This is a genomic window from Nitrospirota bacterium, assembly GCA_023229435.1.
Classification (GTDB): Bacteria; Nitrospirota; UBA9217; order UBA9217; family UBA9217; genus JALNZF01.
The window spans coordinates 40,618-61,907 of sequence record JALNZF010000019.1 but is presented as its reverse complement, the minus strand read 5'-3'; the positions used below and the strand labels follow the sequence as shown (position 1 = coordinate 61,907).

The following is a 21,290-nucleotide window of genomic DNA, read 5'->3' as shown; positions in this document are numbered from 1 at the left end:
GCCTGTTGCCCAAACCGATTGTGTGCTTCGACAGGCTCAGCACGAACGGAAAAAGTTCATAATATCAAAAGCTATACCGTTCGCCCTGAGCTTGTCGAAGGGTGAAAGGGGTTTGGGCAACAGCCCGTCAAAAACCGACACCTTCAAAAAATATCCCTCAATCCTGCCTGTTTAAGAATGGAGTTTAGGGTTCCTTTAGGAAGGTCTTTTCTGTGATAGGGAACTACAACGCGCTTTTTTGTTGCGGAGTTATAATATATTCTATGGCTTCCGGTCTGGTGATCGAGTTCAAATCCATTTTGGACCAATATTCTTATGACCTCATCCGGTGTTAACGCGGGAAGTTTAGGCATATTCCAGATTTAAAACGCTTTCCAGTGTCCTGGAATCATCGACTATTTCCTCGCCATGCTTCTTCATGCTCACCAAATATGCCCGTATGGCATCCTCAGCCATTCTGCCAGCCTCTTCCACGGTTTCTCCATAGGTGATGCACCCCGGGAGAGACGGCACAATGACCGTATAACCACCTTCAGGCTCCGGTCGAAAAACAATCCGAAATGAGAGCTTGGATTCCATGATTCATCCTTTCATACCAAAATCACTGATCATTAACAATGGGTGAGTGAACACAATATACCATGAACATCGCCCTTTGACAATGGAAAACAGGTGAAGGCCGTAATGCTTCAGTTATAAGGTCTTTGACCCACTGGCTGTCATCCCCGAATTCTTCTATCGGGGATCTGGTTTTTTGCTAATTCCGAATGAGCACCATGTTCCCGATAGATGCGTTCGGGAAGGACAATTTACGTGCGCTTACAAACGCCGATAATATGCTCGATAACCTCGTAACTGAAGAATTACTGAAATCCTTGTACGCATACTGGCCGGCGCGGTCAATGAGTCAGAACACATTAAAGCACGCTTTGCGTGCGACCCTTTAAAACCCTCCGCTCATGGCCAGGAAGCCCGCCATTTTTTCATTGGTCTCCCGCAAACGCTTCGAAAGGGTCTCCGTGAATTTCCAGAGCAGTTTATACCCGAGTTCATGGTCCATGTTCAGAATATAGTCCAGCTCTGTTTTGTCGATTGTAATGACCTCAAGGTCGGTGTTGGCGATGGCATGCGCGGACCGGGGGAAATTGTCGATCAAGGCCATCTCGCCGAAATAGTCGCCCTCCTTCAGCACCGTCAGCGCCTCCTCTCCGATGTTCCGAATGAACTTGCTGATGCGCACCTGCCCCTTGGTGATGAGATAGCACCGGTTGCCGGGATCGCCCTCGACGAACAAGGTCGTGTCCCTGGCATGCGTTTCACGAACGCAGATATTCTGAATTTTTTCCAGTTCCCGCTCATTGAGAGTATCGAACAGGTGTATCTTCTTGAGAAGTTCTATCACATTCCCTCCCGAAGCGAAAAATCCAAATCCCAAACACCAAATTTCAGATAATCACCAAATACAAAATACCAATCTCCGAAACGTTTGAAGTTTGGTGCTTGGTGCTTGGAATTTATTTGTTATTTGGTACTTGTCATTTGGTTCTTACGCGCTAATAGCGCGTATGGTCCATCTCGAATGCGTTCCGGATGTGCTCCACTTCCTGTTTCGCGGCTGTAGTGATGGCCACCACATCGAACCGGCAGGGGACCTGATGAAGCTTTCTCTGTTTGATGTACGCGAGCGCCGCCTTGACCATCCGCTGCTGCTTCCGGGGAGTGACCGCGAGTTCCGGCGCGCCAAAGACGTCGCTCGTTCTCGTTTTTACCTCAACGAACACCACAGCGCCGTCATGCAGGGCGACAAGGTCGATCTCACCGCTTCGGGTGCAATAGTTCCGTTCCAGGATCCGGTACCCCTGCTTCATCAGGAACCGCGCGGCCAGGTCCTCTCCTTCTCTGCCGAGCAGTTTGTTCAGCAGACTCAACGGGCCGCTCCCGAGAGCAGCCGGGCAACGGGACTGAACGTCCTGCGATGAGCGTCACAGGGGCCGTGCTCCCGCAGGAGCAGAAGATGCTCCTTCGTGCCGTAGCCTTTATGTTTTTGAAAATTATAGCAGGGATATTGTCTGTGGAGTTCACGCATGATGCGGTCCCGGGTCACCTTGGCAAGAATGGACGCCGCTGCAATGGAGTGGCTTCGGCAGTCTCCCTTAATGAGCGGCTTTTGCGGGAGCGGAACGCGCGGAAGGGAGATCGCGTCAAGCAGCAGGTAATCGGGTTGCGGGTCGAGCGCCTGGAGCGCCCGCTCCATGGCAATGATGGTCGCCTGAAGGATGTTCACCAGGTCGATGGTCCGCTCATCGGCAATGCCGACGCCGTAACAGACCGCTCGGGCTTGTATCACCTCGAAAAGCCTCTCCCGCTCCTGTTCAGGGACCTGTTTTGAATCAGTGAGCCCGGGGATCAGCAGGCCGACGGGCAGCACCACCGCGGCGGCAACCACCGGACCCGCCAGCGGCCCCCTGCCGGCCTCATCCAGCCCGGCGATACAATGGTAGCCGGCCTCGCGTGAACTCCGCTCGAAGTACAGAGGGTCGCATTCCGGCTCGTTGCTGAACAGATCAGCAGTGCGCTCTGAATACGCTTCACGCAGGCGTGACCTGCCACGAGGCATAGCGACCTCACCGAAAGAAAAATTCCAAATAACAAGCGCCAAATCTCAAATAAACACCAAGCATCAAACCTCGAACAGTTTCAAATTTGAAATTTGGTGCTTACTGCATTACTTCTGTTCTGCTATGTCCAGTCGCGTTGCGCCTGCCACGGTTGCATAGACGCGCTCTTTCTCTTTGATCCGGGCGGCCTTGCCGCGCAATTCTCTCAGGAAGTAAAGCTTGGCCCTTCGGACCTTGCCCTGCTTGGCGACCTCGATCTTGTCGATCATGGGAGAGTGGGTCGGAAAGAGCCTTTCGACGCCCACGCCGTAGGACAACTTCCGGACCCGGATGAGCTCGCGCGCGCCCGCTCCCTGGCGGCCGATCACCACGCCCTCGTAGACCTGGATCCTTTCCTTATCGCCTTCCACGACCTTCGCATGCACGCGGATGGTATCGCCCACGCGGAAGCTCGGGATCACTTCTTTCATCTGCGCCTTTTCCAACGACTGTATGATGTTCATGGTAAACCTCCCCTTAAAAAACTTTATTGAAAAATGAAGATTGGAAATTTTAACATTAAAATTTTCATTTTCTAATTTACAATTTCCAATTTACAATTCTTTTTTCAGCTCTTCCAGTATCTTCCGATCCTCATCAGTGAGCTCCGCTGTTGCCAACAGCTCCGGTCTCTTCCTGAGCGTGGCCCTGAGCGACTCACGTCTGCGCCACTTCTCGATCGCCGCATGGTTGCCGCCAAGCAGAACATCCGGGACCTTTCTCCCAAGAAATTCAGCCGGCCGCGTATAATGCGGATGGTCGAGCAGGCCGTCGCCAAATGAATCGCGGTATGCCGACTCTTCATCGCCCAGAACGCCGGGCAGCAGTCTTGCGGCCGCATCGATCACCACCAGAGCGGCAAGCTCCCCGCCGGTGAGCACATAATCGCCGATCGAAAGTTCCTCGTCAATGAGGGCATCGATCACGCGCTCATCGATCGCCTCGTAATGTCCGCAGAGCAGAACGATTGTCCGCTTTTCCTCGGAGAGCTGTTCCGCCCGCCGTTGATCAAGGAGTCTGCCTTGCGGCGAGAGCAGGATCGTTAACAACGTTTCCCCGGGATGCTCCGCCCTGATCGCCTCAAAGGCCTTGACAATCGGCTCAGGCTTGAGCACCATGCCGGCGCCTCCCCCATAGGGGCTGTCGTCGGCGGTCCGGTGTTTGTCTTCCGTATAGTCCCGGATGTTCCGGACCACAATGTTCAGAAGCCTTTTTTCCCTGCCCCGTTTGAGAATGCTCTCGTTCAGCGGCCCCTCAAGTATCCCGGGGAACAGGGTGAGCACCTCGAAATTCAATGCTCTCATATCTCTGACCGCACGTTTTTCAATGAAAGAGAAATTGCAGAATGCACAGTACAACGTTTAAAATGCAAAATTGTTCGTCGGGTCCGATACTTTGAAATTTGCATTGTGCAATTTACAATTTTCAATACTGCCGCCTCCAGGTGCGTGAGGCCGGCAGCTATTCCATCATGCCGTCCATCAGATGGATGACCATCTGTTTCGTCTTCCGGTCGACCTGCTTGATCACTTCCTTCGTCGCGGGAAGATAGACTTCCTTCCTGCCGTGTTTCATCACATACACGTCATTGCTGCCCGTTTCGAAGATGTCCACGATGGTGCCGAGCTTCTCGCCGCTCTCGGCAAGGACCTCCATGCCGATGATCTCGTACCAGTAATACTGCCCCTCGGGCAGCGGGACCGCGTCTTCCTCGGGAACTTTGACGAGCCACCCGTTCAGTTCCTTGGCCTTCTCGGGAGAATCATATCCGTCAAAAAGAAGGAGCGGGACCTCGCCGGCATACCGAACGGACTTCACTTTGCAAACGATCTCTTTGCCGGCCGGTGAGACCAGATGCACCCGGCCCAAGTCCTTGAAGCGCCCCGGGAAGTCCGTCAGGAGCCCGATCTTCATCTCGCCCTTGACGCCAAAGGGTTTAACCGCTTTGCCGATGGTTATGAGCATGTGCGCGTCATCGCGGATTCAGCATTCCGTCTTCATGATATTGCGGTTGTGTTCTCCGCACTCCGAACGGAGCCTGCCCCCGAACATCTTAATCGGGGGAACTCCGAACTAAGACGACTTCGCCGCCTCTGCGAACTGCTTCATGATTCCAACCTTGGAGAGCAGGGTCCGCGCGGTATCAGAGGGGACTGCGCCCTTCTTGAGCCAGTCCAATGCCTTGACCTGATCAACCTTGATCTCCGCCGGCTTCTTGAGCGGATCGTAAATACCGACCATCTCGATAAAGCGTCCGTCTCTCGGCGACCGGGAATCCGCTACAACCAGCCGGTAGTACGGTTTTTTGTGAGTCCCCATCCGTTTCAGTCTGATCTTTACAGCCATGTGTTCACCTCTTTCGTTATTAAATCACTTAAAATCTGTTACCACAAAGGCACCAAGTCACGAAGGAAGACTTTAAATAAGGTTTATCTTAGTGTCTTCGTGTCTTAGTGGTAAATATAAGGTTTCTCCTCAAAACGGCATCCTGCCGCCGAGCATCTTGCCTATATTACCCATCTTCCCCATCTTGCCGCCTGACAGGGACTTCATCATCTTGCGCATCTCGCCGAACTGCTTCAGGAGCCGGTTCACATCCTGCACCTGGGTGCCGCTGCCTTTGGCGATGCGGACCCTGCGGCTGCCGTTGATGATCAGATAGTCTGTCCGTTCCTTGGGGGTCATGGAGCTGATGATCGCGTCAACCTTCGCCAGCTCCTTTTCATTCACCTGCGCATCCGGGAGCTTCATCTTGCCCATCCCGGGGATCATTCCCATGATCTGCTCAAGACCGCCGAGCTTTTTCACCTGCTTCAACTGGTTGCGGAAGTCCTCGAGGTCGAAGGTGTTCTTCTTGAGCTTCTTCGCAAGCTTGAGCGCCTCTTCCTCGCCAACGGTCTCCTGCGCCTTCTCGATGAGCGACATCACGTCGCCCATGCCGAGGATGCGCGAGGCCATGCGGTCCGGATGGAACGGCTCGAGGGCGTCGAGCTTCTCGCCCATGCCGACAAACTTGAGCGGCTTGCCGGTCACGGACCGGACCGAGAGCGCCGCGCCGCCGCGCGCATCGCCGTCAAGCTTGGTCAAGACCACGCCGTCAAATCCCAGGTCGGCGTTGAACTTCGAGGCGATATTCACGGCTTCCTGGCCGGTCATCGCATCGGCCACGAACAGCACTTCGCTCGGCTTTACCCCGGCCTTGATCTGCCGGAGCTCGTCCATGAGCGGCTCGTCGATCTGGAGCCTGCCCGCCGTATCAAGGATCACCACCTCATACAGAGATGAAGCGGCCTGCTGGACCGCCGCGCGGCAAATGACAACGGGGTCCTTCTCTTCCGTGAGATAGGCATCCACCCCCACCTGCTTCGCAAGGGTGATAAGCTGCTGGACCGCCGCCGGCCTCTGCGTGTCCGCCGGGACCAGAAGGACCCTGCGCCCGTCCTTCTTGAAATTCTTCGCCAGCTTGCCGGCCGTGGTCGTCTTGCCGGAGCCCTGCAAGCCGACCATCATGATGACGGTGGGCGGGTTCGGCGACAAATGAAGCTTTGCCTGCGTTCCCCCCAGGAGCGCCACGAGCTCCTCGTGGACGATCTTCACAACCTGCTGGCCCGGGGTGAGGCTTGAGAGTATCTCCTGCCCGACTGCCCGTTCCTGTACCTTGCCGATGAACTCCTTCACCACCTTGAAGTTTACATCAGCTTCAAGGAGCGCAAGACGCACCTCGCGCATGGCCTCTTTAACGTCGTCTTCCTTAAGAATGCCCCTGCCGCGGAGCTTCTTGAAAACAGACTCTAATTTACCACTTAAGGAATCAAACATGGAATATACCCGCCTGGCAAAGGATAGTAAATATATAAGATAAGTCCATTATTGTCAAGGGTTTTCTCTTGGTAAAGCCCGTAGAACGCTAACAATCTGATTTCCTTTCAAGAGACAGAAACGACACGTCTTTCACAAGAGCATGAATTTATATTGACTAAGTCTAAAGCTACAATTATAATATCCTTCATAAGTTACATGTCTTCAATGCATTTCCTCTTCCAGAAGGCAAGGCTATCCTAATGATTAAAAATCTGTCTCATCGCGAAAGGAGAAAAACATTTTGCATAAACGACTTATGAGCATCGGCTTCGCAACAGCCATGGTTTTCGGTCTGGCCATGATCGCCGGCCAGGCTGCCGCGCAAGAAAAGGCTGCTGCAGTGGCAGCGCCGCAAGCAAAACCCGTCATTGCTAAGATCTGCATGAACTGTCATCAGGCAGAGCCCGGCAATCTTCGGGGGAACTTCGATCTGGTGGCATACCAGAATGAGTCCATACAGATGAAGATCGATGACACAACCGAAATACTGAGGTTCAACCCAAAAACCCTGATCGTTAAAAATGTCAAACCGGATCCGGATAACCCGTCCGAGCCCTTACGCGTGATCAAAAAAGGCAAAGAGATCCGCGTAGAATATACTGAGAAAAACGGAAAAAAATTCGCCACACTGGTCTCTGCCAAGCCTGCAATCAAGGTGGCATCTGAAAAGTTACTGAACACTGCCTCCATGGAAAAACTCGTGGACATGGGACCGGCGCAGGGTAAGTATCTGCTGATCGACGCGCGACCGGCCCCCCGGTTCATGGAGGGCGCCATGCCCACGGCAATCAACATCCCCTTTCCGGCTTTTGAAAAAAACATCGACAAGCTCCCCAAGGACAAGAACGCGCTGATCATTTACTACTGCCAGGGTGTAACCTGAGCCATGAGCCCTAATTCCGCCGGTCGGGCGGAGAAGCTCGGTTATACCAACGTAAAAGTGTATCACGACGGACTCCCGGAATGGACCAAGAGAAACTATCTCGTACTTTCCCCGCAATTTCTGAAAGAAGCCTATATAGATAAAGAGATCTCGAACGTACTCCTCGACGTCCGTCCCGCAGCCGCAGCCAAAAATGGCTTCATCAAGGGTGCAGTGACAATGCCCGCAGCCGATGTTGCAGCGAACATCGCAAAGTTCCCGCCCAAGGACAAAAAACCTCCGATCATTATTGTTGACGATAAGGGCGGGGGCGACGCAGTGAACTCGGCAAAGGCCCTCATCGCCGCGGGCTACACCAGCGTAGCGGTCCTGACCGGCGGTATGGACGCGTGGCAGGCGGCCAAATTTCCTGTTGAGACCGGCAACCTGGCCACAACGATCACGTACGTACCCAAGCCCAGACCCGGTGAGATAGCCATTGATGACTTTAAGAAGATTGCCGCAAGCACATCAGCAGACACGCTTATCATTGATGCACGCAGCCGGGAGGAGGCGAATTTTGGCATGATCAAGGGCGCCAAGGTCATCCCGGACACAGAAATACTTGACCGCCTGGCGGAAATCCCGAAGGACAAGCAGATCGTCACGTATTGCAACACCGGCGTACTGGCCGAGATGGCCTATCACAAGTTAAAGGAAAAGGGATACAACGTGAAGTTCCTGAACGCCAACGTCAACTTCGATGACAAAGGGAACTACACGATAGCAAAACCGTAATAGGATGGATTATTGATACACCGGGCCCCGGACGACGAAAGCCGCCGGGGCTTTTTTTTGGACATCCGGCCCGGGTTCGCGGGGCCATGATCTCTCATTTTTGGATTCGGGACTGTTTTAGTGGATCAACCTGGTTTTCTTTTCGATCAGGCTCATTACCTCGGTTCTTGACGGGTCCCGGTTCTCACCTTCATAATGGAACTCCGTTCTGACAAGCTCCCCGGCATTCTCCGCAGGTGGATACATTTTCATGATGCTGATCCGTCCTTTTTCATCATACTCATAGGCCGTGGAGCCGATCAACGCTTCCCGGGTATTCACGACAACGCGCCTCATTTCGGTCGCTGTTTCCGGAATGCTGGAAACAACACCGACCACGAACACGATGAACAAAATTCGGTTTCATTGCCAGACCCTCCTCATCAAATGGCATCGCTCATGACGATGTCTTCCTGACCAGCTCGATGATGGTCACTTCGGGCGGCGCGAGGAACCGGACGGGCGGCCCCCAGGTTCCGGTCCCGCGGCTTATATGCAGAAGCGATCCTTTCCCCAGTTCGTAGTTACCCGCAATCAGCGGAAAGGACAGGTGCGTCAGCAAGGTGAAGGGAAATATCTGCCCCTTGTGCGTGTGTCCGGAGAGCTGGAGGTCAAAGAGGCCGATGGTATTCGGATCGATGCGCGGCTGGTGTTTGAGAAAAAGGATGAACCGGTCCCTCGGTAGCCCGCTCAGCAGTTTTTTCTCTGATGAGGGATGTCCCAGGTTCAGCTGTATCGCGGTACGGTCATCAACCCCGACGATCGTGACGGGCCCGCCCGCGGCCACTTCATCGCGCAGCAGGGTGAGTCCCGCCTCACGAATGAACGCGAGCGACTTTTCCGGTCCTGCATAATACTCATGGTTTCCCATGATGGCGTACTTTCCGAATTTCGCCGTTACTTCACGAAGCATATCGGCGAGACCGGGCAAATGGTTGATCTGGGCATCCACCAGGTCGCCGGTCACTACGAAAATATCAGGGTTCGCGTCCTTGACCGCTTTAATCATCGGGCTGAACCGCTCACACCGGTTGATAAGACCGAGGTGCACATCCGACATCTGCACGATCGTGAGCCTGTCGATTCCCGCGGGGAGTTTCGTGGTCTCGATGACAAGCCGTTCTGTACGGATGTCCTTCGCCTCAAAATAACCGTAGGCACAGATCGCACATGCCAGGCCAAGGCTGATGTAAAATGAGGTTTTCACCGGGACGAGATATGCGGAAATATCGTTTCGCGTTATCCAGCCGATGGCGCGGGTGACGAGCGTGAGGCCGTCGAAAAGGAGGGAACCGCAAAAAAAGAGGAACAACACCGCCATCCAGAAGTACGCGACATACGACAGCGCCTGCGCCGACAATTCATACTCATGGGTTTCAAGCGTCCGGACCAGAAAAATCGCGAAGACCATGAGCAGCATGAACGAGCCGAGCGCGGCCCCTACCAGCGGACCGAACGCGAAGACGCTCCTCGCTTTGACGAACGCATAGGCGTGCACCCCGCCGTAGATCGTAAAGATCATCAGGACGAAGAGGATCATCTGCCGAAGTTCACTCCCATGCCCTCGGCGATATGAACGAGCTCGCCGTCGGGATCAACGAGCTTGAGGTTGCTGATCGCGCTCTCCAGCGGCACCGAGGTTATGATCGGGGGTTGATACGAAACCATCTCCCCGAACTTTTTCAGGGCAATGAGCTCCACGGCGTGTGCGCCGTAACGCGTGGCCAGCAGCCGGTCGAAGGGACAGGGACTTCCGCCCCGCTGCAAATGGCCGAGCACGGTCACCCGCGTCTCGAAGCTGGTGCGCTTGCTGATCTCATTCGCCACGATCTCACCCATGCCGCCGAGCCTCAGCACGTAGCCATCGGCGGCCTTCTCGCGCACCGACATCTCGCCGCCGGCCGGCTTCGCTCCCTCGGCCACAACCACAATGCTTGACTTGCTCCCCGCCTTTTTCCGTTCAAGAAGCTTCTCCGTCACCTTTTCCATGCTGAACGGTATCTCGGGGATCAGGATAACATCGGCGCTGCCGGACATACCGGCTTCGAGAGCGATCCATCCTGCATAACGTCCCATCACCTCCAGCACGATCACCCGCTGGTGGCTTTCCGCCGTGGTATGCAGCTTGTCCAGCGCTTCGGTCGCGGTATCCACCGCGGTCTGGAAGCCGAAGGTCACGTAGGTGGCCATAAGATCATTGTCAATGGTCTTGGGAACGCCGATCACGGGAACGCCGAGCTTGTGTATCCCCTCGCCGATCTTGAGCGATCCGTCGCCGCCGATGACAACGAGCACATCAAGCCCCAACTCCGTGATGTTTTCCAGCACCTCCGCCGACATGTCCTCCACGATCTCCCTGCCGCCGACGACCGTCTTATGGGCAAAGGGGTTGCCTCGATTCGTGGTGCCGAGAATGGTGCCGCCGACAGATAGGATCCCCCGCGTGTTCCATGAGGTGAGCTGGCGTGTTTTTGTCGGCGTCAGCAGCCCTTCGAACCCGTCAATGATGCCGGTAACCTGCCAACCGTACTTGAAGATGGCGGTCTTCGTGACCGCGCGGATGACCGCATTGAGACCGGGGGCATCGCCCCCTCCTGACAGAATGCCGATTCGCACATTGACCTCCGATTGAAAATATAGGGTCCAGTAGCCGGGGTACGGGGTCCACGGTAAAAAACTTCGACCATGCTTCAGGCTTTCCTGAACCCTGGCCCCCGGACCCTGAACCCTGCCTTATAGCCCCAGCAGACTTGCCCCGCGTTCACAGGCGATCTTCATCACCTCACCATAAGGAATCCCCGCCTGCTGAAAATACAAAAGCTCCGCTTCATAAACTTCCGCGTATCGTGGATCAGGAAGCACGCAGTCCGTGCCAACGGCAAGGGGAACACCGATACCCTGAGCATACCGCATCATCTCGAGATGAGAACCGATCAGGCCGGCAACAAAGTCCTCTGTTTCTTTTGATACCTGAGCTGACTCAGCAGCGCGTTTGAGCGCCCCGACCGTTGGCACCCAGAATGTGGATTTCTTTGCCATGCTGTCGAGCGCTCGCCTGGACATGAAGAATCCATGCTCGATGGACCGCACTCCCGCTTCAGCAGCGTCAATGATGGCGTGTTCCCCGTTCGCATGCGCCATGACACCCATGCCGCAGGTCGCGGCAGACTGCACGATGAATCTGAGCTCGTCTTTATCGAAACCTCCCGCAGTCACCCTGCCGGGCTCTTTGAGGCTCACCATACCGGAAGCCATTATTTTAATTATACCAGCCCCGGCGTCCTTAAGCGTGTGAATTGCTGATTTTATTTCTTCCCGGGTTGTAACGGGGATGCCGAACAACGAGCCGTAGCCGCCTTTTTTATAGAGCGCCCAGCGGGCGGAGATAATGCGCGGAAGACTGTTGTCCCGGGCAATCGAATTGATCCCGTCCGTGATATTGCCTCTCCTGCCGGCATCGCGGACCGCACCAACACCGGCATCGACGATAGTGTCCAGACAGCAGGTATCCTTGAGATGCACATGGGCATCGACAAATCGAGCGCCGCGTCGTAAATCCCCCGGATATCTTTCTGATGGTCGATGAATATGCTCTTCCCGCATATCCCCTCTTTATTTCACGGGCGGTATTTAAAAGACCGGGTTACGGTGCGCTTTCCCGTGACTGTTCGTCGGATAAATGCCGACCTTCATACCGCACAGAGCTCACGCTCTTTCAGCCCGTACAAGGTTTTGTAGCGCTCGCATTACCAACGTGTTAAAATTTTGGCCGAGTAAAGCTTCTCAACGATGCTTTGCTCAAAAAGGGTTTTTCCATCGTCATAGCCGGCCGAAAGTCTTATGCCCCATCGCGGATTAAAATACGTTTGGAACGCCGCGCCAACCGACTGGCCCCTCGTTGTTTCAACAATCGTGGTTCCCTCCAGCGACTCAGCGCCCCGGCTGAATTCGCCGTTGATCTCGAGGTAATCATCCCCATTTCCGGCATAGTAATATCGGGCAAGAGCACGGTGAGCTGTTCCCAGTTTGGCAGGTGTCGGAATAAAGAGGGTCCGCCATCGGAGGTACCAGTTGCCTGTGTATTTTCCAAGAGCGACGCCGTACATATCGACGTTCCTTGCCGTGAAGTCCATGTGATCGTAGCTGCCGGCAAGCTCCCATCCCGTTTCGATCTCCTGATAGATTTCTACGCGATAGGAATCATCGGGATAGAGGACGGCCCTTGGTGAATATTGATACCGCACGTTCGCATACGCCCGCTGCCAGAGATCCACATACGCGTCGAGTGCAAAGGCATAATCGTTGGAATCGAACCGCCGGGAATGGAGATATTCAAACCCGAGTGAGCCGCGTTCCCAGTAACGACGAAGAGCAGCGTTGTAATAGTGCCAATTGCTGCGGTCCGTTGAAAATGTGCTGAAGTCATATGACAGGCTCGCCAGCCACGTGAACTTCTCCGGCACTGCTGATCCCTGCTCCGGTTTGCTCTGTTGCAGGGAGCTACGCTGGAGATCAATCCCGGGGTCCGGCGTACCGTATGCGCGGGCAATGTCAAAGTCGGCGCGGGCTGCAGCGAATTCGCCCGCTGACCGGTAGGCTATTGTGCGCGCGAGGTATGCGCGGGGATTCTTGGGATCCGCCGCGATCCATTTACTGTAGGCATTCACGGCATCGCGGGGCCGGTCGCTCCGGAGATACAGGTCCCCGAGAGCCGACCAGGCATCGCCATGATCAGGCGAATGCGCGGTTGCCGCTGTCAAGTCCGCCTCGGCTTCAGGCCAGCGGCTTTCCAATGTATACACCCGCCCGCGCGCGAGAAGCAGATCGGGATCATCCGGACGCGCTGCCAGCAGTTCCGTGTAGATCTGAATTGCTGCATCATGGTGTTTTGATAGAGAGAGGGCGTTCGCAAGCTTGATCCTGGCCTCATACAATTCGGGATGAGCTTCAGCCTCTGCGCGATAGGACTGCGCGGCAGCGTCATGATCACCCCTTGACATCGCCAGGTCGCCATCCGCCATCGCGACGACAAGACTCAATGCAAGATGAATCATCATTCCAGTAACCCTTCCTTAGTTATAATCAACATATTCCTTTCCCCATCCTGTTTCCGGCCTGGCGGCATTGGCAGCCGCACGTCATGCTCCTTCTTTTCCGGCAGCATCAGCCGGCGCTTGCTTTTCCTGTCCTTTTTTATGGACTAATTCCCACTTTCTCCTCCCCATGATGTACAGAATGAGCGCTTCGAATCTCCAGAAGGAATTGATCTGCCGGTAGCCGAAATTTTCAAACACTCCGTAGATGAGAAGCTTGAACAAGTGACTCCACTTCGGATATCGCCTGAATGTTAATTCTTCGAGAAAGATGCCGGCGGTCGAAAGAAACACCCCATAGAATATCGCCAGCGTCAGGAAAAGAAGGAGAAAATCAAGGCTCAGGATCCCGAGAAAATAAGAAGTAATGACACAGACATATCCCAGGACCTCGATCACCGGTCCCAGGATCTCGAAAAGAAGATAGTAGGGCAGAGCCCCCATGCCGATTTTGCCGAATTGAGGATTGAACATCATCTCTCTATTTTGATAGATACTCTGGATCAGGCCGAGGTGCCACCTTCTCCGCTGTCTGCCGAGCATGGTAAGGTCATCCGGCGCCTCGGTCCAGCAGATAGGATCGGATACAAATCGTATCCGGTATGGTTTCTTCTTTTTCAGCATCGTACGGTGAAGCCGGACTATCATTTCCATGTCTTCCGCTACGTTGCCCACCGTGAATCCTCCCGCCTCCACCACACTTGCTTTTTGAAAAAGCGAAAAGGTCCCGGAAATAATAAGCAGCGCGTGCAGACTGTCCCATCCCACCCTGCCGAAAAGAAATCCCCGGATGTACTCTACGATCTGAAACATGAGCAGGGTGCTGTCGGGGAGATCGATTTCTTCGATCGCAAGCCCGTCGGTGAGCTTGAGACCGTTGATAATGCGCACGACCCCGCCGCTCGCGATCACCGGAATATTGCTCTCGAGCAAGGGGGCCATGACCCTGATGAGCGCGTCTTTTTCAAACAGCGAATCCGCGTCAAGTGAACAAAAATACGGCGAGCGTGAAACATTGACCCCGCAGTTCAGCGCATCGGCCTTGCCGCCCCGTTCCTTGTCGATCACGAGAAAATTCGGCGTTTCCAGACTGTAGTAAAAGCCCTTTACGGGTTGCGTCTTGAGAAACGTCCGGTAAACGCGATCGATCTTTTTAAGACCGTACGTATCAATCACTTTTTGCAATGTCCCGTCAGTCGATCCGTCATTGATAATGATCACTTCGAAAAACGGGTAATCAGTGGCAAGTGCGGATCGTATGCTCCGGAGAACAACCTTTTCCTCATTATGCATGGCGATCAGGATCGTGACGGGCGGGGTCTCCGGTGAGATGCTGAATTCTCTGTACGGGGAATATTTAATGCGGCGAAGGTGCTTGAATATCATAAAAAGGGCAAGGACCAGAAGGACCGAGTAAACGGTATTCAAAAGTCCGAAATAAAACCCGACGCAATAATTGAATCCGATAATCGCCAGGATGAGTATTTTCTTCATGCAGCAGATCCCGTCTTCATCATACTTCGGATGAGCTCTTTTTCCGCCTCGTCGCCTTCCTGTTCCAGATACTCACTGAGCGGTGTTGAGAATCCAAGGGAATGCATGATCTCAAGGACCTGGCGTGATTTTTTTTGCCGGCCCCGGTCACGTGCCCTGAGGTTTTTAATGAGTCGATACGAGAAATTCGTTTTTTCTATCTCCTCACAAATGCTGTCTTTCGCATACCTGTCAGTGCCCGTAAGAATGTCCAGAAAAATATCGAGAGAACCTTCGCCGAGAACAGTCAACGCCTGCGCTGCTTCATTTCGGACCTGCCAGTTTTCATCAAAAATAAGTTTTCCGATCGATGGCGCGGCAGCTTCAGGACCCAGTGCTCTGATCGACCGAATCGCCTGAAGCCTGACAAACCACACCGGGTCTTGAAGCAGGGGAAGGACCAGCTCCAGCAGATTTTTGATGACACGGACAGTTTCATCTCGTCCCAGCACCTTGAGCGCCTTGCTCCTTACTTCGGCATTCTTGCTCGAAAGATGCCCGGCGGCCAGGCGTGCCGATCGTGGATCAGCGGGTAATCGGGAAAGAATGTCCAGAATGCACGATATGACCCAAAGATTATCCCCTCCCGCCTTGCACGCGACCAGAAGAGGGATTGCTTCGGCGCCAAAGGACTGCATGGCCATTCCCATCGCCTTGCGCGTCACGATCGACCGGTCCAGAATGACAGGCAATCGCTCGACAATGGCTTGCAACGCCGCTGGTCCTCCTATTTTACTCAGCGACCGCACGGCAACCGAAACGATCTCCGGATTCTTTTCGTCCAGCAGGGTGATGAGTTTCGGAACTGATGCTTCGCTCTTCATCCTGCCGAGCTTATCTATGCCCAGCGCACGCACCTGAACATCGCTGTTCTCAATCTTCTTTTCGTAAAACAAAACGTATCCGAGCGTGGAGAACAATTTTTGCGCTTCACCCTGGTATCGTTCCTCGTTGATCAGGCGCAGAAGAACGTCCTCGATAGCCTGCCACGCATGCGATTTCCGGCGTGCGATGAACTCGTGCTGCGTTCCCGGAACGGTACTGGAATCAAGCGACTCCCGGATCTTTTTATCGAAGACGTTTCTTAAATGGTCGAGCTTCCGGTATTTCCGTCCATTATATGCTCTCCGGAGAATACTCGTAAGAAAAAGGACCGTGGTCAGGAGCAGCAGAGCGATGATGATCGTTCTAATGATGATAATAACGGTATCTTGCATTAGTCTCCCTGCATCCAGTGGGGGGAATAGCAATTCAACGAGTCGGGCAACACGAGTATTACCGCACCGGTGTGATCATGCCGTTGTCCCTGAAGCTGAAATGGTCGCTGTCGCCGATGATGATATGATCCAGCACCTGGATGCCGATCACCTCGCCTGCCTGGACCAGCCGCCTGGTGAGCAGAATGTCCTCCTGGCTCGGTTTGGTATCGCCGCTCGGGTGATTGTGGATAAAGATGACTGCTGCGGCCGATTCGCGGACCGCGGCCTTGAAGGTGTCGCGGGGATGGACGATGGAGGCGGAAAGGCTGCCGATTGAAACAACCTCTTCACGGAGGATCTTGTTCTTGGTATCGAGCAACGCGCAGCGGAATATCTCTTTTTTGAGGTCCTTCATTCTCGGCCGATAGTACGCTGCAACGTCACTGCTTGAGCAGAAGGACGCCCCCGCGAGGCTCGGCATCTGGTACCGTCGCCCGAGTTCTACCGCCGCCTTGATCTGCGCAACCTTGGCCGGACCGATGCCCTCCACCTTACAGAGCTCACGGATCCCGGCCTGCTCTATACCGGCAAGGCTTCCAAACGTGTCGAGAAGTTCACGCCCCAGGTCTACCGCACTGCGGCCTGCCCTGCCGTTCCGAATGATGATGGCAAGGAGCTGCGCTTCAGAGAGCGTTGATGGGCCGTGCATTATCAGACGCTCGCGCGGCCGCTCATCCTGAGGCCAATGTTTGACGCTCCGATTCTTTTTTTCGGTCATAGGTGCTCTTCCTTTTCACCTGAAATATTCCCCACGTTGTATCCTCCCCCTCGATCAGAGAGGAATGAACGGCGGATTGATGGTACGTGAGTGAAAATGCGCTTTTTCGCGATGATTATAGAATGGACACTGATGACTGTCAAACAAAAAAGGCGTCCTGCATTCAACACAGGCCGCCTTTTTCTCTGAAAACAGTGCCGGACTTACATTTTTACGAACGCATCCTTGGGCGCATTGCAGACCGGGCAGGCCCAGTCGTCCGGAAGGTCTTCGAACTTTTTACCCTCTTTCGCTTCATCATAGATATAACCGCATACCGTGCATCTCCACATGATACCCTCCTTAAAGTATAGTTATTCTTTTACCGGGTACATACTCAGCGTTTTATGGCTTACACTTGACCGGCTGATTGCCGTTGAACTGTTTGTGATACTCGATTGTTTTTTCCGCAAACTGTTTCCCGAAATCAAAACATTTCTTTTCGTCCTCCGGACCCGGACGATAGAGGACCTCTATTCCGGGTTCGACGGTCTCAAGACCCATCCTCTTGAATGACTCGTACGCCTCCTTTACCGCGCCCCCTCCCCAGCCAAAGCTCCCGAACGCGCCGGCAAGCCGGTTCTTGGGACGGAGCCCCCTGAGGTGCGTCAGGAACTCGGCGATCGACGGAAACATGATATTGTTGAGCGTCGGCGTGCCCACGAGCATGGCCCGTGACTCCCCGATGCTTTTTATCGCCATGCTCATGGGCGTGGAACGGAGCTTGATCACTTCCACGTCGACGCCCGCGGACTTGATCCCCTCCATGAGCGGGATGGTCATGCGTTCGGTGCTGTGCCACATGGTGTCGTAGACGATCACGACGCGGAGGTCCGCCTTATCATCCGCCATATCAAGATACATCTGAAGGATCTTGCCGGGGTCCTTCCTCCAGATAATGCCGTGGTCCGGCGCGATCATATCAATGACAAGGCCGAGTTTCCGGACCTCGGCGATCTTTGCCTTGATGAGCGCGCCGAACGGCATCAGGATGTTCGCATAGTAGTCCCGCACCGAGTGCTCAAGCGCCGTGACCGAATACTGGTCACAGAACTCGTCGTCGAACCGCGCCGATGAGGCCAGGTGCTGGCCAAAGGCGTCCTGGCTGATCAAAAGCTTGTCTTCTTGAACATAGCTCATCATCGAATCCGGCCAGTGGAGCATCGGCGTTTCGAGGAAGGTGATGGTCTTGGCGCCCGTGTTGAGCGTATCGCCGGTCTTGACGATCCTGAACCGCCATTTCGAGGTGTCGAAGAACCGGTCGAGGCCTTTTTTGCCGCGCGCGGTGATATGGATCAGGGCCTGGGGCGCAAGCTCCATGATCCGGTCGATGCTCGACATGTGGTCGTTCTCGATATGGTTGATCACGATGTTCTCGATCTTCGCGGGGTCAACGAGGCCCCTGATGTTGTCGATCGTATATTCGCTGAAATCATGCTTCACCGTATCGACCAGCGTCACCTGCTTGTCGAGGATGAGATAATTATTGTACGATGTGCCGTGAGGCGTCACATAGCCGTGAAAATCCCGAACCGCCCAGTCTATTGCGCCCACCCAATGGATGCCGGGCTTTATCTCTACAGCTCCCATGAAAACCTCCTCAGAGAAAACGAGACTTTCTGCTGCCGTCTAAAACCGTGTGTCATCCCCGAACGTCCTGAGCGTGTCGAAGGACCGGGGATATGATGTTTATTTGGTATTTCCTGAAACCAGATTCCCCCCGGCTTAGAAACCCCCGATTAAATCATTCGAGGGCAGGCTCCCCGGGGCAAGCTTAGGAACATTCGGGAATAACAGTTTTATGGCGACCCAAGTTATGATATTTCAATGTTGGTATTCCGGGAAAGGACTCAGGAAGTCTTCCCCTTCCTGGTACAGAGGGAACAATGACCATAAAACTCGACATGATTCCCAAGAAGAGTAAAATCCCGCGCCAATTTTCCCGGCAGATCAACGGTGATCCCCTCGGGGATGTCCACGATCTTACCACACAGGACGCAAATGAGATGGTGATGGCGGCTTGTGTCCGGGTCGTAGCGCTTTCTTTTGGGATCAATGGTGAGTTCCCGCAGTGTTCCTGACTTCGCGAGCGTATTGAGCGTATTATAGACTGTCGCGAACGACATGGACTGGTATTTTTTCGATACAGCCCGGTAGATGTCATCCGCCGACGGGTGAGAGGTATTCCCTTTCAGATAGTCCAGGATCGCAAGCCGTTGCGGGGTGCGCTTGAACTGAGGTGACGAATCCCTTTTTTGAAAATGTTTGGTGTTCATATTGATTAGAATTATTATAAATTAATAAAGGGAAGCTGTCAAGGTATTTTCCAGCCCTCGTCACCGTGCAAAAGCCTGTCGCACACGGAGAATCTGTCCCTCTTGTGCAAAAAACAAAAAGGCAACCCGAAGGATGCCTTTTGATGTCAGTATTGAATAGGAGATGTGCGTTACTTCTGCCCGTGCTGTTCAGCCACCTGTATCCGGATCATTGCCCGTAAAAGTTCGATGCGCGCCTTTTCATGATCCTTTTGTTCGAGCTTTTCGCTCAGCGCCTTCTCCGCACGCTCTTTCAGAGCCCGTTCCGCGGTAAGGTCGATATCCGCCGCCCGGTCGGCACCTTCTGCCAGAATGATGACCCGGTCCGCTCCTACCTCGGCATATCCCCAGTCAACGGCCAGACGGTGCCATTCCGTGCCTTCGCGGTAGGAAAGCATGCCGACCTTGAGCGTGGTCAGGAACGGCGTGTGGCCCGGCAGCACGCCGAACTCGCCTTCACTGCCCGGAGCTATCACTTCATCCACGCGTTCCGAACGGACCACCTGACGGCTCGGCGCAACAATCTCAAGGAGTATTTTCCCTTTTTCTGCGACCATTTTCTTTTTCCAATCTTCGCTCATAGCTTTTAGCTCGTGACTCTTAGCTCTTCTGCCATCAGCTATGAGCTATCAGCTACGAGCTGATTCTCAAATTACCGCTTGTAACCAAGTTTCTCCGCCTTCTCGAACACTTCCTCGAGGGGGCCGACCATATAGAACGCCTGTTCGGGAATATCATCCATTTTGCCGTCAACCACTTCCTTGAATCCCTTGATGGTCTCCTTGAGCGGCACGTATTTACCCGGCGTGCCCGTGAAGGCCTCTGCCACCTGGAAGGGCTGCGACAGGAAACGCTGGATCTTTCTGGCGCGGGACACGGAGAGCTTGTCCTCGTCGGAAAGTTCATCCATACCAAGGATGGCGATGATGTCCTGAAGCTCCTTGTAACGCTGCAGAACAAGCTGTACCCTCTGCGCAACAGCGTAATGTTCGGCTCCGACCACATGGGGATCCATGATTCGGGAGGTCGAATCGAGCGGATCAACGGCCGGATAGATCCCGAGCTCGGAGATCTGGCGCGAGAGCACCGTGGTGGCATCGAGGTGCGCGAACGCCGTTGCCGGCGCTGGGTCGGTCAGATCGTCGGCAGGAACGTAGATGGCCTGCACCGAGGTGATGGACCCTTTTTTCGTGGAGGTGATGCGCTCCTGGAGGGCTCCCATTTCAGTGCCGAGTGTCGGCTGGTAACCCACGGCCGACGGCATACGGCCGAGGAGCGCGGAAACCTCGGACCCTGCCTGGGTGAACCGGAATATATTGTCGACGAACAGGAGCACGTCCTGTCCCAGGGTATCGCGGAAATATTCGGCCACGGTGAGGGCCGACAGACCGACGCGGAGCCTCGCTCCCGGCGGCTCGTTCATCTGGCCGTACACCAACGCTGTTCTGTTGATAACGCCCGACTCTTTCATCTCGGCCCAGAGGTCGTTTCCCTCACGGGTACGCTCGCCCACGCCGGCAAACACGGAGTAGCCGCCGTGCTGCTTTGCCACGTTGTTGATGAGTTCCATGATGAGCACGGTCTTCCCCACGCCCGCGCCGCCGAAGAGACCTGTCTTGCCGCCTTTGGTGTAGGGTGCCAGAAGGTCGATGACCTTAATGCCCGTTTCAAAGAGAACCTTCGAGGGATCGAGTTCCTCGAGCATGGGCGCCGGACGATGGATCGGCAGGGTGTCCTTGCAGTTGATCGGCCCCAATTCATCCACCGGCTCTCCAATAACGTTCATGATGCGGCCGAGCACTTCCTTGCCCACAGGCATGGAGATAGGCTTGCCGGTGTCGTTCACCTTCATGCCGCGCATGAGGCCATCCGTAGAGGACATGGCCACCGTGCGCACCCGGTTCTCACCGAGGTGCAGCGCGACCTCGAGCGTCAGATGTGTCTCGGGCGTACCGAGGCCCTTATCCGCGGCCTGATCGATCCTCAGCGCGTTCATCAGATGGGGAAGGTTTCCAACGGGGAACTCGCAGTCCACCACCGCACCCATCACCTGTACTATTTTGCCTGTGCTCATTGATAACCCCCTGTTGCAAAATTCGGAGAATTTTGAATTGTA

25 protein-coding genes are annotated in these 21,290 nt (G+C 54.5%); 2 read left to right on the top strand and 23 right to left on the bottom strand.

What is annotated here, in order from left to right; genetic code table 11:
* Window positions 1–143: 143 nt before the first annotated feature.
* The 10 genes from M0R70_12230 to ffh all read right to left on the bottom strand — a co-directional run bounded on the left by M0R70_12230 (window position 144) and on the right by ffh (window position 6,476).
* A complete protein-coding gene (locus tag M0R70_12230; GenBank protein ID MCK9420136.1) occupies window positions 144–353 on the bottom strand; it encodes a type II toxin-antitoxin system HicA family toxin in 210 nt (69 codons plus the stop codon).
* Window positions 346–579 (bottom strand): type II toxin-antitoxin system HicB family antitoxin, encoded by a 234-nt coding sequence (locus M0R70_12225; GenBank protein ID MCK9420135.1) that lies wholly within the window; start codon window positions 577–579, stop codon window positions 346–348. The genes M0R70_12230 and M0R70_12225 overlap by 8 nt, the downstream gene beginning before the upstream one ends.
* 364 nt (window positions 580–943) lie before the next feature.
* Window positions 944–1,402 carry a cyclic nucleotide-binding domain-containing protein gene (locus tag M0R70_12220; GenBank protein MCK9420134.1) on the bottom strand — a complete coding sequence of 153 codons (459 nt, stop codon included), beginning with the start codon at window positions 1,400–1,402 and terminating at the stop codon, window positions 944–946.
* Window positions 1,403–1,553: 151 nt separating this feature from the next.
* A complete protein-coding gene (locus M0R70_12215; GenBank protein ID MCK9420133.1) occupies window positions 1,554–1,928 on the bottom strand; it encodes a YraN family protein in 375 nt (124 codons plus the stop codon).
* Window positions 1,925–2,617 (bottom strand): ribonuclease HII, encoded by a 693-nt coding sequence (locus M0R70_12210; protein ID MCK9420132.1) that lies wholly within the window; start codon window positions 2,615–2,617, stop codon window positions 1,925–1,927. Before M0R70_12210 ends, M0R70_12215 begins: the two co-directional genes overlap by 4 nt.
* Window positions 2,618–2,725: 108 nt before the next feature.
* Window positions 2,726–3,121 carry a 50S ribosomal protein L19 gene (rplS, locus tag M0R70_12205; protein ID MCK9420131.1) on the bottom strand — a complete coding sequence of 132 codons (396 nt, stop codon included), beginning with the start codon at window positions 3,119–3,121 and terminating at the stop codon, window positions 2,726–2,728.
* 90 nt (window positions 3,122–3,211) lie between these two features.
* A complete protein-coding gene (gene trmD, locus M0R70_12200; GenBank protein ID MCK9420130.1) occupies window positions 3,212–3,952 on the bottom strand; it encodes a tRNA (guanosine(37)-N1)-methyltransferase TrmD in 741 nt (246 codons plus the stop codon).
* Between the two features lie 166 nt (window positions 3,953–4,118).
* A complete protein-coding gene (gene rimM / locus M0R70_12195) occupies window positions 4,119–4,622 on the bottom strand; it encodes a ribosome maturation factor RimM (protein ID MCK9420129.1) in 504 nt (167 codons plus the stop codon).
* A gap of 108 nt (window positions 4,623–4,730) precedes the next feature.
* Window positions 4,731–5,003 (bottom strand): 30S ribosomal protein S16, encoded by a 273-nt coding sequence (gene rpsP, locus M0R70_12190; protein MCK9420128.1) that lies wholly within the window; start codon window positions 5,001–5,003, stop codon window positions 4,731–4,733.
* 129 nt (window positions 5,004–5,132) lie between these two features.
* Entirely contained in the window at window positions 5,133–6,476 is a 1,344-nt protein-coding gene (gene ffh, locus M0R70_12185; protein MCK9420127.1) for a signal recognition particle protein, read from the bottom strand.
* A 283-nt stretch (window positions 6,477–6,759) separates the two neighbouring features.
* Here ffh and M0R70_12180 point away from each other — a divergent pair, with 283 nt between their 5' ends.
* Together M0R70_12180 and M0R70_12175 are read left to right on the top strand one after the other, a co-directional pair.
* Window positions 6,760–7,401, top strand: coding sequence for a rhodanese-like domain-containing protein (locus M0R70_12180; GenBank protein MCK9420126.1), 642 nt, complete (start codon window positions 6,760–6,762; stop codon window positions 7,399–7,401).
* A 3-nt stretch (window positions 7,402–7,404) separates the two neighbouring features.
* On the top strand, window positions 7,405–8,178 hold the full coding sequence (locus tag M0R70_12175) for a rhodanese-like domain-containing protein (GenBank protein ID MCK9420125.1): 774 nt from the start codon (window positions 7,405–7,407) through the stop codon (window positions 8,176–8,178).
* Between the two features lie 117 nt (window positions 8,179–8,295).
* Here the strand turns inward: M0R70_12175 and M0R70_12170 are convergent, their stop codons facing one another.
* The 13 genes from M0R70_12170 to atpD all read right to left on the bottom strand — a co-directional run bounded on the left by M0R70_12170 (window position 8,296) and on the right by atpD (window position 21,248).
* On the bottom strand, window positions 8,296–8,571 hold the full coding sequence (locus M0R70_12170; GenBank protein MCK9420124.1) for a hypothetical protein: 276 nt from the start codon (window positions 8,569–8,571) through the stop codon (window positions 8,296–8,298).
* A 43-nt stretch (window positions 8,572–8,614) separates the two neighbouring features.
* A complete protein-coding gene (locus M0R70_12165) occupies window positions 8,615–9,757 on the bottom strand; it encodes a metallophosphoesterase (GenBank protein ID MCK9420123.1) in 1,143 nt (380 codons plus the stop codon).
* Entirely contained in the window at window positions 9,754–10,833 is a 1,080-nt protein-coding gene (locus M0R70_12160; GenBank protein MCK9420122.1) for an ATP-dependent 6-phosphofructokinase, read from the bottom strand. The genes M0R70_12165 and M0R70_12160 overlap by 4 nt, the downstream gene beginning before the upstream one ends.
* A gap of 117 nt (window positions 10,834–10,950) precedes the next feature.
* Window positions 10,951–11,820: an amidohydrolase family protein gene (locus tag M0R70_12155; protein MCK9420121.1), complete on the bottom strand. Its 870-nt coding sequence runs from the start codon at window positions 11,818–11,820 to the stop codon at window positions 10,951–10,953.
* A 143-nt stretch (window positions 11,821–11,963) separates the two neighbouring features.
* Window positions 11,964–13,274 (bottom strand): YaiO family outer membrane beta-barrel protein, encoded by a 1,311-nt coding sequence (locus M0R70_12150; protein MCK9420120.1) that lies wholly within the window; start codon window positions 13,272–13,274, stop codon window positions 11,964–11,966.
* A gap of 81 nt (window positions 13,275–13,355) precedes the next feature.
* A complete protein-coding gene (locus tag M0R70_12145; protein MCK9420119.1) occupies window positions 13,356–14,804 on the bottom strand; it encodes a glycosyltransferase in 1,449 nt (482 codons plus the stop codon).
* Window positions 14,801–16,060: a HEAT repeat domain-containing protein gene (locus M0R70_12140; protein MCK9420118.1), complete on the bottom strand. Its 1,260-nt coding sequence runs from the start codon at window positions 16,058–16,060 to the stop codon at window positions 14,801–14,803. The genes M0R70_12145 and M0R70_12140 overlap by 4 nt, the downstream gene beginning before the upstream one ends.
* A 58-nt stretch (window positions 16,061–16,118) precedes the next feature.
* On the bottom strand, window positions 16,119–16,820 hold the full coding sequence (gene radC / locus M0R70_12135; GenBank protein ID MCK9420117.1) for a DNA repair protein RadC: 702 nt from the start codon (window positions 16,818–16,820) through the stop codon (window positions 16,119–16,121).
* 203 nt (window positions 16,821–17,023) lie between these two features.
* Window positions 17,024–17,152, bottom strand: a complete 129-nt coding sequence (locus M0R70_12130; GenBank protein ID MCK9420116.1) for a rubredoxin — start codon at window positions 17,150–17,152, stop codon at window positions 17,024–17,026.
* Window positions 17,153–17,204: 52 nt separating this feature from the next.
* Entirely contained in the window at window positions 17,205–18,449 is a 1,245-nt protein-coding gene (locus M0R70_12125; protein ID MCK9420115.1) for an FprA family A-type flavoprotein, read from the bottom strand.
* 260 nt (window positions 18,450–18,709) lie between these two features.
* Window positions 18,710–19,135, bottom strand: coding sequence for a transcriptional repressor (locus M0R70_12120; GenBank protein ID MCK9420114.1), 426 nt, complete (start codon window positions 19,133–19,135; stop codon window positions 18,710–18,712).
* A gap of 170 nt (window positions 19,136–19,305) precedes the next feature.
* A complete protein-coding gene (locus M0R70_12115) occupies window positions 19,306–19,755 on the bottom strand; it encodes a F0F1 ATP synthase subunit epsilon (GenBank protein MCK9420113.1) in 450 nt (149 codons plus the stop codon).
* A 71-nt stretch (window positions 19,756–19,826) separates the two neighbouring features.
* Window positions 19,827–21,248 (bottom strand): F0F1 ATP synthase subunit beta, encoded by a 1,422-nt coding sequence (atpD, locus tag M0R70_12110; protein MCK9420112.1) that lies wholly within the window; start codon window positions 21,246–21,248, stop codon window positions 19,827–19,829.
* Window positions 21,249–21,290 lie beyond the last annotated feature (42 nt).

Bases quoted from the DNA above. Each gene is read 5' to 3' on its own strand.
- ffh (MCK9420127.1), bottom strand. From the start codon at position 6,476: ATGTTTGATTCCTTAAGTGGTAAATTAGAGTCTGTTTTCAAGAAGCTC.
- M0R70_12155 (MCK9420121.1), bottom strand. From the start codon at position 11,820: ATGCGGGAAGAGCATATTCATCGACCATCAGAAAGATATCCGGGGGAT.
- rplS (MCK9420131.1), bottom strand. From the start codon at position 3,121: ATGAACATCATACAGTCGTTGGAAAAGGCGCAGATGAAAGAAGTGATC.
- radC (MCK9420117.1), bottom strand. From the start codon at position 16,820: ATGACCGAAAAAAAGAATCGGAGCGTCAAACATTGGCCTCAGGATGAG.
- M0R70_12115 (MCK9420113.1), bottom strand. From the start codon at position 19,755: ATGAGCGAAGATTGGAAAAAGAAAATGGTCGCAGAAAAAGGGAAAATA.
- atpD (MCK9420112.1), bottom strand. From the start codon at position 21,248: ATGAGCACAGGCAAAATAGTACAGGTGATGGGTGCGGTGGTGGACTGC.
- M0R70_12130 (MCK9420116.1), bottom strand. From the start codon at position 17,152: ATGTGGAGATGCACGGTATGCGGTTATATCTATGATGAAGCGAAAGAG.
- M0R70_12225 (MCK9420135.1), bottom strand. From the start codon at position 579: ATGGAATCCAAGCTCTCATTTCGGATTGTTTTTCGACCGGAGCCTGAA.
- M0R70_12145 (MCK9420119.1), bottom strand. From the start codon at position 14,804: ATGAAGAAAATACTCATCCTGGCGATTATCGGATTCAATTATTGCGTC.
- M0R70_12125 (MCK9420115.1), bottom strand. From the start codon at position 18,449: ATGGGAGCTGTAGAGATAAAGCCCGGCATCCATTGGGTGGGCGCAATA.
- M0R70_12150 (MCK9420120.1), bottom strand. From the start codon at position 13,274: ATGATGATTCATCTTGCATTGAGTCTTGTCGTCGCGATGGCGGATGGC.
- M0R70_12120 (MCK9420114.1), bottom strand. From the start codon at position 19,135: ATGAACACCAAACATTTTCAAAAAAGGGATTCGTCACCTCAGTTCAAG.
- M0R70_12175 (MCK9420125.1), top strand. From the start codon at position 7,405: ATGAGCCCTAATTCCGCCGGTCGGGCGGAGAAGCTCGGTTATACCAAC.
- rimM (MCK9420129.1), bottom strand. From the start codon at position 4,622: ATGCTCATAACCATCGGCAAAGCGGTTAAACCCTTTGGCGTCAAGGGC.
- M0R70_12230 (MCK9420136.1), bottom strand. From the start codon at position 353: ATGCCTAAACTTCCCGCGTTAACACCGGATGAGGTCATAAGAATATTG.
- M0R70_12165 (MCK9420123.1), bottom strand. From the start codon at position 9,757: ATGATCCTCTTCGTCCTGATGATCTTTACGATCTACGGCGGGGTGCAC.
- rpsP (MCK9420128.1), bottom strand. From the start codon at position 5,003: ATGGCTGTAAAGATCAGACTGAAACGGATGGGGACTCACAAAAAACCG.
- M0R70_12210 (MCK9420132.1), bottom strand. From the start codon at position 2,617: ATGCCTCGTGGCAGGTCACGCCTGCGTGAAGCGTATTCAGAGCGCACT.
- M0R70_12140 (MCK9420118.1), bottom strand. From the start codon at position 16,060: ATGCAAGATACCGTTATTATCATCATTAGAACGATCATCATCGCTCTG.